Below are 12,220 nucleotides of genomic sequence, written 5' to 3'. Positions count from 1 at the left end.
GCAAAATTCATCAACAATACAGAATATTTCAGTAATTTTAGAGTAGATTATCATAGATAGATTTTTAGATTAATAAATTGATATTCAGAGCCTTAATTTACTAAAAATCTATCTAAATATTAATCGAACTCAGGTGTTTAGTACCAAAAAAGGCAGTGATATAAAATCACTACCTTTAGATTATTAATTCTGTAACGCTATTTCAGGACGTCACAAAGAAATAGAATGTTACTTCTCTTGTTGAATTTCAACTTTTACCATTTTACTTTTCTCACCTTTAGATGCATCCAATTTAAAGTGATGTTCTCCATGAATACCCTTACCTTTTAAAGCATTTACTTTAGCTTCTACTTCTTCTAAAGTACCAGTGATTACTTCATCTTTTGTTTTTTCTACACCATTTTCTATATACGTAGTTGTTACTGTAGCTTCAGCCTCATCAGCTTCATTAACAGTTAACTTTACTTTTATTTCTTCTTTGATTTCGTTTGATGTATGAGTATCGTTAGTGTGCCCCCCTAATATAGGAGCAATAACTAATCCTATTAAACAAGTTAATTTGATTAAAATATTCATAGATGGCCCAGAGGTGTCTTTAAAAGGATCTCCAACTGTATCTCCGGTAACTGCAGCTTTATGAGCATCAGAACCTTTGTATGTCATTTCTCCATTAATTTCTACACCTGCTTCAAAAGATTTTTTTGCATTATCCCATGCACCACCTGCATTATTTTGAAAAATAGCCCAAAGCACACCAGACACAGTAACACCAGCCATATAACCTCCTAGCATTTCTGCAATGGCAAGTTTATCCATTCCAAAAGCTAAGGGAGCAAAAGCAATGATAAGTGGAAACCCAATAGTTAGTAACCCAGGTAGCATCATTTCTTTTAAAGATGCCTGTGTAGAAATTGCCACACATTTATCATATTCAGGTTTTCCTGTTCCTTCCATAATTCCAGGAATAGCTTTAAATTGTCTTCTAACTTCTTGAACCATTTCCATAGCAGCTTTACCAACAGCATTCATTGCTAATGCAGAAAATACAACAGGTACCATACCACCCACAAATAACATGGCTAAAACTGGCGCTTTAAAAATATTAATTCCATCTATTCCAGTAAAAGTTACATAAGCAGCAAAAAGTGCTAATGAGGTTAATGCTGCAGAAGCAATTGCAAATCCTTTACCGGTTGCAGCAGTTGTATTTCCTACAGAGTCTAAAATATCTGTTCTTTCTCTTACTATTGGTTCTTGTTCACTCATTTCTGCAATACCACCAGCGTTGTCAGATATAGGACCAAATGCATCAATTGCTAATTGCATAGCCGTTGTAGCCATCATTGCAGAGGCAGCCAATGCTACTCCATAAAAACCAGCAAAGGCATAAGAAGCCCAAATTGCACCGGCAAATAATAAGACAGAAGGAAAGGTAGAAATCATTCCAGTTGCTAAACCAGCAATAATATTAGTACCAGCTCCTGTAGATGACTGCTGAACTATTTTTAAAATTGGAGATTTTCCTAAACCTGTATAATATTCTGTTACAGATGAAATTACAGCACCTACAACTAAGCCAACCAAAGTTGCATAAAATACTCTCATTGATGAAATTTCTTGTAAACCTTCACCAAAAAATTCCATTTGCATAGTATCTGGTAACATCCAAGTAACTAGTCCAAAACAAGACAAACCTACTAAAACAATAGAAGTCCAGTTACCTTTGTTTAAAGCACCCATTACTTGGTCTTCTTTAGCGTCATTAGAGCTAATCTTAACCAATAATGTTCCAATTATAGAAATAATAATACCTGCACCTGCAATTGCCATTGGTAATAAAATTGGGCCTATACCGCCAAAATTATCAGTAATAGAACCTCCCATGTCTTTTATAACATAGTTCCCTAAAACCATGGCTGCTAATACTGTTGCAACATAAGAACCAAATAAATCTGCACCCATACCTGCTACATCACCAACATTGTCACCAACATTATCTGCAATAGTTGCCGGATTTCTTGGATCATCTTCTGGAATACCAGCCTCTACTTTACCCACTAGGTCAGCTCCAACATCTGCAGCTTTGGTATAGATTCCTCCACCAACTCTTGCAAATAAAGCAATAGATTCTGCACCTAGAGAAAATCCTGCTAAAGTTTCTAAAACTACAGTCATATCCATGGTATTTGTCCATGTGCTATCCATAAAGAAATAGAAAAAGAATATAAAGAAAGCGGTTAACCCTAATACGGCTAAACCTGCAACACCTAAGCCCATAACTGTACCACCCCCAAAAGATATTTTTAAAGCATTTGGTAAGCTAGTTCTTGCTGCTTGTGTAGTTCTAACGTTAGTTTTTGTTGCAATTTTCATTCCGATGTTTCCTGCAAACGCAGAAAAAATAGCTCCAAAAATAAAAGCAACTACGATTAAAATATGTGTTGTTGGTACAATAAATGAAACTGTTACTAAGGCCAAACTTACTACAAATACAAATATAGCTAGAAGCTTATATTCAGCACTTAAGAAAGCCAGTGCGCCTTCGTAGATATAATCTGAAATTTCTTTCATTTTACCATCTCCTGCATCTTGTTTCATTACCCAAGATTGTTTAACCCACATGTAGATTAAACCTAAAATAGCCATTACAATTGGCATCCAAATCATTAATGATTCCATATACTATTTATTATTTTGATTAGTTTAAAACGGCAGTAAATGTAATAAAATGAAAGTGATAAAAAAAACCACCCTTAATTAAAGGTGGTTCTTTTTTTTAACTTTTTATTGATGATTTGACAATTATATTGTAAAAGTTCTTTTTTTCTTGTGCTCACTGTTATCATAACGTTTTACACATTCGTGATAAATTTTTATAGCATCTTCTGCATTACCCCATCCACCAGTGTCAACTTTTTTCTTTTCTAGGTCTTTATATACTTGAAAAAAGTGTTCTATTTCTTTAAGTCTATGTGGGTTTAAATCAGAGATATCTGATTTTTTACTCCAAATAGGGTCAGAAACAGGTACACAAATAATTTTTTCATCGGGTCCTTTTTCATCTGTCATGTAAAATACACCAATAGGTCTAACTTCCATAACAACCATAGGATAGGTTGGTTGGTGACCTAATACTAAAACATCTAAAGGATCTGAATCTAATGCTAATGTTTCTGGAATAAAACCATAATCTCCAGGATACATCATAGATGAAAACAGCATTCTATCAAAACGAATTTTGTGTAACGCAAAATCGTATTCATATTTATTTCTGCTTCCTTTTGGTATTTCAATTAAAACGTCAAAAGTTAATTTGCTTTTTGGTTCTTTACTCATAATTTTCTTTTCTTTCTATGGTTTATAATCAATTTACAAAAGTAGTAAATCTATTGTTTTGTTTGTTGCTTTTAATTTGTATTTACGCAATGCTTTTCGAACAAATTATATTTTTTTCGAAATATAAATCCCTTTTTCAATAATGAAAAAGGGATTTTTTTATTTTTTAAGAAATGTATTTATTTAATGTACATCACTTCCTTTACAGCTTTAACTACATCATTAGAATTTGGTATCCATTTTTCTAATAATACTGGAGAATAAGGTGCAGGTGTATCTGCAGTTGTTATTCTTTTTATAGGTGCATCTAAATAATCGAATGCTTCATCTTGGATTCTGTAAGTAATTTCTGAAGCAACACTAGCAAATGGCCATGCTTCTTCTAAAACTACCAATCTATTTGTCTTTTTAACAGATGCTAAAATTGCATCATGATCCATGGGTCTTACCGTTCTTAAATCTATAATTTCTACAGAAATACCTTCTTTTTCTAACTCTTCTGCAGCTTTGTAAGCTTCTTTTATAATTTTTCCGAAAGAGACTATTGTTACATCTGTACCTTCTCTTTTGGTTTCTGCAACACCAATAGGTATAATGTATTCTCCTTCTGGAATTTCCATTTTATCGCCATACATTTGTTCAGATTCCATAAAAATAACTGGGTCATCATCTCTAATAGCAGCTTTTAGTAGGCCTTTTGCATCATAAGGATTAGAAGGCACTATTACTTTTAAACCAGGTGTATTTGCAAACCAGTTTTCAAACGCTTGCGAGTGTGTTGCACCTAACTGACCTGCAGAAGCTGTTGGACCCCTAAAAACAATTGGGCAATTAAACTGGCCACCAGACATTTGTCTAATTTTTGCTGCGTTGTTTATAATTTGATCAATTCCAACTAAAGAGAAGTTAAACGTCATGTATTCTACAATAGGTCTATTACCATTCATAGCAGAACCTATAGCAATACCTGCAAAACCAAGTTCAGCAATTGGGGTATCAATCACTCTTTTTGCACCAAACTCATCTAACATGCCTTTACTTGCTTTGTAAGCTCCATTATATTCGGCAACTTCTTCACCCATTAAGTAAATGCTTTCATCTCTGCGCATTTCTTCGCTCATTGCTTCGCAAATGGCTTCTCTGAATTGAACTGTTTTCATCTAAATTTAATTGTTGTTTGTTTTGAGTAGCAAAAGTAAGGAATTTAAAAATAAAAAAAATGTACTTTTATCTCAAAATAAACAAAGTTTTTATTTTGACCTATTTCTAATTTACTACAAATACCAAAAAGCTGCTTTTTACTTTTTATTTAATTATAAATAGCTTGTTTGTCTAAAAATATTCTTAAAAATTAACAATTGTACCAAATTATATAGCACTTATAATATATATGTTTTGTAATTTTGTTTATTTATTTTCTTAATTTTTTAAAGAACTACTCTGACACATTTAAAAAGTTCAACTTAAACTTTCTTTTGTTGAGTTTGTTTTTTAGTTTAATTCTTATTTTTATCAATTTAAAAATTGATGGAAATATATTAAACGTAGACAGGTGATCTGCAATGGAAATTTTGATTGAAAGTATTTTAAATCAAAATACCCATATTCAGTTTTAGACCATTTAGGAAATACGCCTTCTAATTTGCCTGGTTTATTTTATAAAAACCTATAAAAAAGAAGCATTGCCTCCTACTAAAACTGTTAAATAAAATAAAAATTTACTATGCATGCATAGTAAATTTAAAAAAAAGCTGTAAATTCGTAAGTAATAAAACAGTAAAAAAATAAAATTTATGAAAATATTGGTTTGTATTAGTCATGTTCCTGATACCACTTCAAAAATTAATTTTACAAATAACGATGCTGAATTTGATAAAAACGGAGTACAGTTTGTAATTAATCCTTATGACGAGTTTTGTTTAACAAGAGCCATGTGGTTTAAAGAAAAACAAGGCGCTACAGTTACAGTTGTAAATGTAGGTGGTACAGAAACAGAACCCACACTTAGAAAAGCTTTAGCAATTGGTGCAGACGATGCTATTAGAGTAAATACAAATCCAGCAGATGGTTTTTTAGTAGCCAAAGAGTTAGCAGCAGTTGTAAAAAATGGTGGTTACGATTTAGTTTTAGCAGGTAAAGAATCTGCAGATTATAATGGACAAATGGTACCAGGTATGTTAGCATCTTTAACAGATTTTAATTTTATAAACGGTTGTGTAGCAATGGAAGTAGAAGGTACAAGCGTAACTGCAAAAAGAGAAATAGATGGCGGTAACCAAACTGTTACAACCAATTTGCCATTAGTTGTTGGAGGTCAAAAAGGAATTGTAGAAGAAAAAGATTTACGCATACCAAATATGAGAGGAATTATGATGGCTCGTAAAAAACCACTACAAGTTTTGGAGCCAACAGGTGCAGCTGCAAGTACATCTATTAGCTCTTTTGAGAAACCAGTACCAAAAGGCGCTGTTAAATTAGTAGATGCAGATAATTTAGACGAGTTAATCAACTTGTTGCACAACGAAGCTAAGGTAATTTAAGTATTGAAAGAAAATCAAATCATTCCGAAAGTAATTCGGAACCTTACTCAGAAAAATCAAAATAATAATATCCTGATACATTCAGGTTTAAAAAATAAAATATGTCAGTTTTAGTTTTCGCAGACTCCACAGAAGGGAAATTTAAAAAAACTGCTTTCGAAGTAGTTTCTTACGGAAAAAAAGTAGCAGAACAATTAGAAAGCAACTTAGTTGTTTTAACTATAAACGCCACAGACGCATCAGAATTACATAAATATGGTGCAACAAAAATTTTAACAGTTGCTAATGATAGTTTATCGCCGTTTAATGCAAAACAATACGCAGCAGTTTTAACACAAGTGGCAAACAAAGAAAATGCAACTGTAGTTGTTGTAGATTCTAGTATAGATAGTCTATATTTAGCACCCATAGTTGCTGTAAATTTAGAAGCAGGTTATGCCTCTAACACTGTAGCTTTACCAACAAGTACAAGTCCGTTTACCGTAAAAAGAAAAGCATTTTCTAACAAAGCATTTTCTAATACAGTAATTACAACAGATAAGAAAATAATAGGTTTGGCAAAAAATTCTTTTGGTATTCATGAGAATCCAGCAGAAGGCACAACAGAAAATTTCGATGCAGAAATAGCAACATCAGGTATAAAATCAGAAAGTATAGAAAGAGTAACAGGCAAAGTAACCATTGCAGATGCAGACACTGTAGTTTCTGCAGGTAGAGGTCTAAAAGGTCCAGAAAACTGGCCAATGATAGAAGAATTAGCAGAGGTTTTAAATGCAGCAACAGCCTGTTCTAAACCAGTATCAGACTTAGGTTGGCGTCCACATTCAGAACACGTAGGGCAAACAGGTAAACCAGTTGCCTCTAACTTATACATTGCCATTGGTATTTCTGGAGCCATACAACATTTAGCAGGTATTAACGCCTCTAAAGTAAAAGTAGTAATTAATACAGACCCAGAAGCACCCTTTTTTAAGGCAGCAGATTATGGAGTTGTAGGAGATGCTTTTGAAGTAATACCACAATTAATAGAAAAATTAAAAGCATTTAAAGCAGCATAATTTTTAGGGCGTGCCCAAATTATTTTACTTTTTTAATTTTAAATCAAAACCTATCAAATTTTTTTGGTAGGTTTTTTTTAATACCATAGGTTATTTACCAAAAATAATTTCGTCAGGCTTTCATCACTCGCTTTACGCCCAAAAGCGTAAGAGCTCAAACAAAGGCTCAATCCTTCACGCAGGCGTAAGTTTGTTTAAAAAACCAAATTCAGTAAAAATAACTACTAGTACTATATATTTTTTGTAAATTGTGCCCTTAAAATAAGCTAAAAAAAATACATAAAAAGCTGTATTTTAAAGGCAATAAAATATATGAGTTTAATAAAATTAACCATAAAAGGAATTTCTTACAGTCAAACCCAAAGTGGTGCGTATGCCTTGGTTTTAAGCGAAATGGAAGGCAATAGAACCCTGCCAATAATTATAGGCGCCTTTGAAGCACAATCTATCGCTATTGCATTAGAAAAAGAAATTAGACCACCAAGACCACTAACACACGATTTATTTAAAACCTTTTCAGATCGTTTTTCAATACAAGTTAAAGAGGTAATTATACACAAATTAGTTGATGGTGTGTTTTTTTCTAGCCTAATTTGCGAAAAAGATGGTAAAGAAGAAACCATAGATACAAGAACTTCTGATGCTATTGCAATAGCAGTTCGTTTTCAAGCACCTATTTATACCTATGAAAATATTTTAGACAAAGCAGGTGTTTTTCTAAAAGTAGAAGAAGAACTAGGCTTAAATGATCCAGCAGAAACATATGAGGTCTCTTTAGATACAGACGATTTATTAGACACAGATAAAGGTTCATCTTTTTCAAAACTTTCATTAACAGAATTAAACAAACAATTAGATCAAGCAGTTTCTGATGAAAATTACGAACTTGCAGCCAAAATTAGAGACGAAATTAGCAAGCGCTCTTAAAATTACTCAGCTCATGAAAAACTTATTTTTAATTTTATTTTGTGCTATGTCTGCCACTTTTTTTGGGCAAGATTTAGAACAAGATTGGCAATTATCATCAGCACAAACAGCAACAGCATCTAAGTTTTTAGAAGCTTCAAAAGGAGATGTATTTTCTTTCAAAGAGGGTCGTTTTTCATATTCAATTACCTCAAAAAACATCTCGGCTTCAGGGCAATACATTCGTCAAAATAATTTATTAATATTTAACTATAAAACACCAAAAGATACGGTTAGATATTTTAATATTATTTCTTTTAACAATGCTAGTTTACAACTTTCAGAGGGCGATGTAACTTACAAATTATCATCAGCAGAATATACTGGAATTGCAAAACCATTAACAGAAACTAAAGAAGATACGATCGCAGAAGAAATAAAAAAAGATACAGTTATAGCAGATAAAAAACAAGATATTATACCTAGTCAAGATTTTACGTTTACAAGTTTTTGGCGAGGAGTTTTAGGAATGTTTTCTTTGTTAGTAATTGCATTTTTATTTAGTGCAAACAGAAAAGCCATAGATTGGAAAAAAGTTGGCGTAGGTTTAGCATTGCAATTAATTATAGCAATAGGTGTTTTAAAAGTATCTTTTGTTCAAAAAACTTTTGAATTAGTAGGTAAATTATTCATACAAATATTAGAATACACAAAAGCAGGTAGTAAATTTTTGTTTGATGGTTTAATAGCAGATATGGATACTTTTGGGTATATTTTTGCATTTCAAGTTTTACCAACTATTATTTTCTTTTCTGCTTTAACATCTTTATTGTTTTATTTAGGTATTATACAATGGGTTGTTAAAATATTAGCCATTGCTTTATCTAAATTTTTAGGAATCTCGGGTATGGAAAGCTTGTCTGTAGCAGGTAATATTTTTCTAGGACAAACAGAAGCACCCTTGTTGATAAAAGCATATTTAGAAAAAATGAATAAATCTGAAATGCTTTTAGTAATGGTTGGAGGTATGGCTACAGTTGCAGGTGCAGTATTAGCAGCCTACATCGGATTTTTAGGAGGTGGAGATAAACAATTAGAATTGGTTTTTGCAAAACATTTATTAGCAGCCTCTGTTATGGCAGCTCCAGGTGCTATTGTAATTTCAAAAATTTTATACCCTCAAACAGAAAAAGTAAATACAGATGTTAGTGTTTCGCAAGAAAAAATTGGTTCTAATATTTTAGATGCTATTGCAAACGGAACAACAGAAGGTTTGCGTTTAGCTGTAAATGTGGGTGCTATGTTACTAGTTTTTGTAGCAATTATTGCTATGATAAATGGTGGATTGGAACTATTAGGTGATCTTACAAGTGTAAATGATATTATTGCGGCAAACACAGCGTATGAAAGCCTGTCTTTAGAATTTGTTTTAGGATATATTTTTGCGCCTTTAATGTGGTTAATTGGTGTGCCAACTGCAGATATGACTTTAATGGGACAGTTATTAGGTATTAAATTGGCAGCAAGTGAGTTTGTGGGGTATATACAGTTAGCTGAGTTAAAAAATGTAGCAAACGTTACACATTTAGCATATAACAAATCTGTAATTATGGCTACTTATATGTTGTGTGGCTTTGCAAATTTTGCTTCTATTGGTATCCAAATAGGAGGTATAGGTTCTTTAGCACCTGGACAAAGAAAAACATTATCAGAATTTGGTATAAAAGCCTTAATTGGTGGTACTATTGCTTCTTTAATGTCTGCAACCATTGCAGGAATGATTATTGGATAAATACATTTTTAATTTAAAAATTATTAAAACGTTATCTTCAAAAAGTTGATAACTTTAACATATTAAATAAAGAGCTTTGGTAAATAATACTAAAGCTTTTTTTATTTTTACAATCGTTTTTTGTAAATCAATTAACAATTTAACGCTTACATATTATATGAAACAATATCACGATTTAGTAAAACACGTTTTAGAAAACGGTAATGAAAAAGGAGATAGAACAGGCACAGGAACTAAAAGTGTTTTTGGGTATCAAATGCGTTTCGATTTAAGTGAAGGTTTTCCAATGGTAACTACTAAAAAGTTGCATTTAAAATCTATTATTTATGAACTACTTTGGTTTATTAAAGGAGATACAAATATAAAATATTTGCAAGAAAATGGGGTTAGAATTTGGAACGAGTGGGCAGATGAAAATGGAGATTTAGGACCTGTTTACGGACATCAATGGCGTAATTGGAATAGTGATGATATAGATCAATTACAAGATGTAATTACGACATTAAAAAAGAATCCAAACTCTAGAAGAATGATGGTTTCTGCTTGGAATCCATCTGTTTTGCCAGACACGTCTGTAAGTTTTTCAGAAAATGTTGCCAAGGGTAAAGCAGCCCTACCTCCTTGTCATGCATTTTTTCAATTTTACGTTGCAGATGGTAAATTATCTTGCCAACTATATCAAAGAAGTGCAGATATCTTTTTAGGCGTACCTTTTAATATTGCAAGTTATGCATTATTTACAATGATGATGGCCCAAGTATGTGGCTATGAAGCAGGAGAATTTATCCATACTTTTGGAGATGCACATATTTATAGCAATCATATAGAACAGTTAGAACTACAATTATCTAGAGATATTAGACCTTTACCAAAAATGAAGCTAAATGCATCTATTAAAAATATAGAAGATTTTACTTTTGATGATTTTGAATTGTTGGATTATAACCCTCATCCTCATATAAAAGGTAAGGTTGCTATCTAGTAAAAAAAAAGAGCTTTCTAATTTTAGAAAGCTCTTTTTTTATAAGTTAATTACACTGTTATCAGAATTTGCATAATCATTCCAAGCGAAAGCATCTGCAGCTTCTTCATTAACATAATTGCCATCAATGATATATTTAAATTCGTAAGAGTTGTTAGGTTCTAAATCTACAGTACCTTTAAAAGAACCATTTTTCAACTTTTTTAATAGAGTACTTTCTGCATTCCACTTATTAAAAGTTCCAACAACTGCAACATTATTTGCTTTTTTAGCAGGTACTGTAAAAGTTACTTTACAAACTGGTTTACTTTTTAAAAATTGTTTTTTAATAGCCATAATATTTTATTTGAATTTTAATGTAAAAATAATTAAGATAAAAAACATAACAAACATAATTTAAGTGTATTCGTAAAGAATTACCACTTTAATAATTACATCTTATTTAATATTACTATTTCTAAATTTCACAATAGTTTAATTGTATTATATTAAAAAAAGGTTTTTCTTTTTTGTTGGTTTTCAGGCCTTTTACTTCGAAATCTATTTTGTTTTTTAGGTTTTTTAATGAATTGTTATTAAAAACGTCAAATCTGTAATCATTTCTCTTATTTTTGCTAAAAATAGATTTAGTTTTATGATTACAGTTATTGCAGCAATCGCTAAAAACAATGCTTTAGGAAAAAATAACGATTTAATTTGGCATTTGCCAGCAGATTTAAAACGTTTTAAAAAAGTTACTTCTGGGCATTACATATTAATGGGAAGAAATACGTTTGAATCTATTGGAAAACCATTACCAAACAGAACAACAATTATCATCACCAGAAATAAAAATTATTTTAAAGAAGGTTGTTTAATAGCCAATAGTTTAGAAAAAGCTATAGAATTAGCAAAAGACGAAGAGCAAATATTTATTATTGGTGGTGCTCAAATATATAAAGAAACTATTGCAAAAGATTTGGCAGATCAATTAGATATTACTTTAGTACATAAAGAGTTTGATGCAGATGTTTATTTTCCAGAAATTGATTTACAAAAATGGAAAATAGTTGCTAGAGAGGATTTTAAAGCAGACGAAAAAAACGAATATGAATACAGTTTTCTATCGTACCAAAAAATCTAATTAATTCTATTTGTCCGAAATCCACCACCTAAACTCATGCTATATTTTCTTTGAGCAAATAAAAAATAATTAAAAAGCTTGTAATTTACTTCGTACCCATAATCTATGTTGGGTTGGTAATCTATAATATTTTCATAAATACTATTCTTATATCTAGATGGATTTTGAGCTCTTTGGTTCCAAGTTATTACCCAAACTCTATTTCTGGCTTCTAAGTAACTTTGGCTGTAAAAACCTTCTGGCTGAGCAATGCCATTTAAAAAAGCACTAAAACCTGGGTCTATAATTATAATTTCGTATGCTAAACGATCGTTTGCAATCACAACGGGTTCTTCATTTTCTGTATTAGAAGTATTTATTGGAGCTGAACCACAAGCCCAAATTAATAAACTAATAGTAATTAGTATACCCGTTGTGCATTTTAAATAATGCTAATTTTAATATTATTAATATTCCTATCGAATATAAATTTATTGATGTACT

Annotated in this window: 11 protein-coding genes; 6 read left to right on the top strand and 5 right to left on the bottom strand. The window is 31.4% G+C overall.

What is annotated here, in order from left to right; translation table 11 throughout:
- Positions 1-228 precede the first annotated feature (228 nt).
- The 3 genes from Q0662_RS11775 to Q0662_RS11765 form a co-directional block, all read right to left on the bottom strand.
- Entirely contained in the window at positions 229-2,679 is a 2,451-nt protein-coding gene (locus tag Q0662_RS11775) for a sodium-translocating pyrophosphatase (protein WP_298950069.1), read from the bottom strand.
- Between the two features lie 123 nt (positions 2,680-2,802).
- Positions 2,803-3,336 (bottom strand): inorganic diphosphatase, encoded by a 534-nt coding sequence (locus Q0662_RS11770; RefSeq protein WP_298950066.1) that lies wholly within the window; start codon positions 3,334-3,336, stop codon positions 2,803-2,805.
- A gap of 179 nt (positions 3,337-3,515) precedes the next feature.
- The gene (locus Q0662_RS11765; protein WP_298950063.1) at positions 3,516-4,496 is read right to left on the bottom strand and encodes a pyruvate dehydrogenase complex E1 component subunit beta; all 981 of its coding nucleotides are present in this window, start codon (positions 4,494-4,496) and stop codon (positions 3,516-3,518) included.
- 633 nt (positions 4,497-5,129) lie between these two features.
- Between Q0662_RS11765 and Q0662_RS11760 the strand changes: the two genes are divergently transcribed.
- From Q0662_RS11760 to Q0662_RS11740, 5 genes are all read left to right on the top strand, one after another.
- Entirely contained in the window at positions 5,130-5,876 is a 747-nt protein-coding gene (locus tag Q0662_RS11760) for an electron transfer flavoprotein subunit beta/FixA family protein (RefSeq protein ID WP_298950060.1), read from the top strand.
- A 101-nt stretch (positions 5,877-5,977) separates the two neighbouring features.
- Positions 5,978-6,934, top strand: coding sequence for an electron transfer flavoprotein subunit alpha/FixB family protein (locus Q0662_RS11755; RefSeq protein WP_298950057.1), 957 nt, complete (start codon positions 5,978-5,980; stop codon positions 6,932-6,934).
- A gap of 312 nt (positions 6,935-7,246) precedes the next feature.
- Entirely contained in the window at positions 7,247-7,861 is a 615-nt protein-coding gene (locus Q0662_RS11750) for a bifunctional nuclease family protein (RefSeq protein WP_298950054.1), read from the top strand.
- A 13-nt stretch (positions 7,862-7,874) separates the two neighbouring features.
- Positions 7,875-9,632, top strand: coding sequence for a nucleoside transporter C-terminal domain-containing protein (locus tag Q0662_RS11745; protein WP_298950051.1), 1,758 nt, complete (start codon positions 7,875-7,877; stop codon positions 9,630-9,632).
- A gap of 157 nt (positions 9,633-9,789) precedes the next feature.
- On the top strand, positions 9,790-10,614 hold the full coding sequence (locus tag Q0662_RS11740; RefSeq protein ID WP_298950048.1) for a thymidylate synthase: 825 nt from the start codon (positions 9,790-9,792) through the stop codon (positions 10,612-10,614).
- A gap of 39 nt (positions 10,615-10,653) precedes the next feature.
- Here Q0662_RS11740 and Q0662_RS11735 read toward each other — a convergent pair whose 3' ends face one another.
- A complete protein-coding gene (locus tag Q0662_RS11735) occupies positions 10,654-10,950 on the bottom strand; it encodes an isoamylase early set domain-containing protein (RefSeq protein WP_298950045.1) in 297 nt (98 codons plus the stop codon).
- 298 nt (positions 10,951-11,248) lie between these two features.
- Between Q0662_RS11735 and Q0662_RS11730 the strand changes: the two genes are divergently transcribed.
- Positions 11,249-11,737: a dihydrofolate reductase gene (locus Q0662_RS11730; RefSeq protein WP_298950042.1), complete on the top strand. Its 489-nt coding sequence runs from the start codon at positions 11,249-11,251 to the stop codon at positions 11,735-11,737.
- On the opposite strand, the gene Q0662_RS11725 is transcribed toward Q0662_RS11730, so the two are convergent.
- On the bottom strand, positions 11,734-12,132 hold the full coding sequence (locus Q0662_RS11725) for a DUF6146 family protein (protein WP_298950071.1): 399 nt from the start codon (positions 12,130-12,132) through the stop codon (positions 11,734-11,736). The genes Q0662_RS11730 and Q0662_RS11725 overlap by 4 nt on opposite strands.
- Positions 12,133-12,220: the final 88 nt, after the last annotated feature.

Source organism: uncultured Polaribacter sp. (assembly GCF_947503855.1).
Taxonomy (GTDB): domain Bacteria; phylum Bacteroidota; class Bacteroidia; order Flavobacteriales; family Flavobacteriaceae; genus Polaribacter.
The sequence above is the reverse complement of the archived record's forward strand: the minus strand, read 5'-3'. Positions and strand labels throughout refer to the sequence as shown.

Bases quoted from the DNA above. Each gene is read 5' to 3' on its own strand.
- Q0662_RS11730 (WP_298950042.1), top strand. From the start codon at position 11,249: ATGATTACAGTTATTGCAGCAATCGCTAAAAACAATGCTTTAGGAAAA.
- Q0662_RS11770 (WP_298950066.1), bottom strand. From the start codon at position 3,336: ATGAGTAAAGAACCAAAAAGCAAATTAACTTTTGACGTTTTAATTGAA.
- Q0662_RS11765 (WP_298950063.1), bottom strand. From the start codon at position 4,496: ATGAAAACAGTTCAATTCAGAGAAGCCATTTGCGAAGCAATGAGCGAA.
- Q0662_RS11760 (WP_298950060.1), top strand. From the start codon at position 5,130: ATGAAAATATTGGTTTGTATTAGTCATGTTCCTGATACCACTTCAAAA.
- Q0662_RS11735 (WP_298950045.1), bottom strand. From the start codon at position 10,950: ATGGCTATTAAAAAACAATTTTTAAAAAGTAAACCAGTTTGTAAAGTA.
- Q0662_RS11750 (WP_298950054.1), top strand. From the start codon at position 7,247: ATGAGTTTAATAAAATTAACCATAAAAGGAATTTCTTACAGTCAAACC.
- Q0662_RS11775 (WP_298950069.1), bottom strand. From the start codon at position 2,679: ATGGAATCATTAATGATTTGGATGCCAATTGTAATGGCTATTTTAGGT.
- Q0662_RS11745 (WP_298950051.1), top strand. From the start codon at position 7,875: ATGAAAAACTTATTTTTAATTTTATTTTGTGCTATGTCTGCCACTTTT.
- Q0662_RS11740 (WP_298950048.1), top strand. From the start codon at position 9,790: ATGAAACAATATCACGATTTAGTAAAACACGTTTTAGAAAACGGTAAT.
- Q0662_RS11755 (WP_298950057.1), top strand. From the start codon at position 5,978: ATGTCAGTTTTAGTTTTCGCAGACTCCACAGAAGGGAAATTTAAAAAA.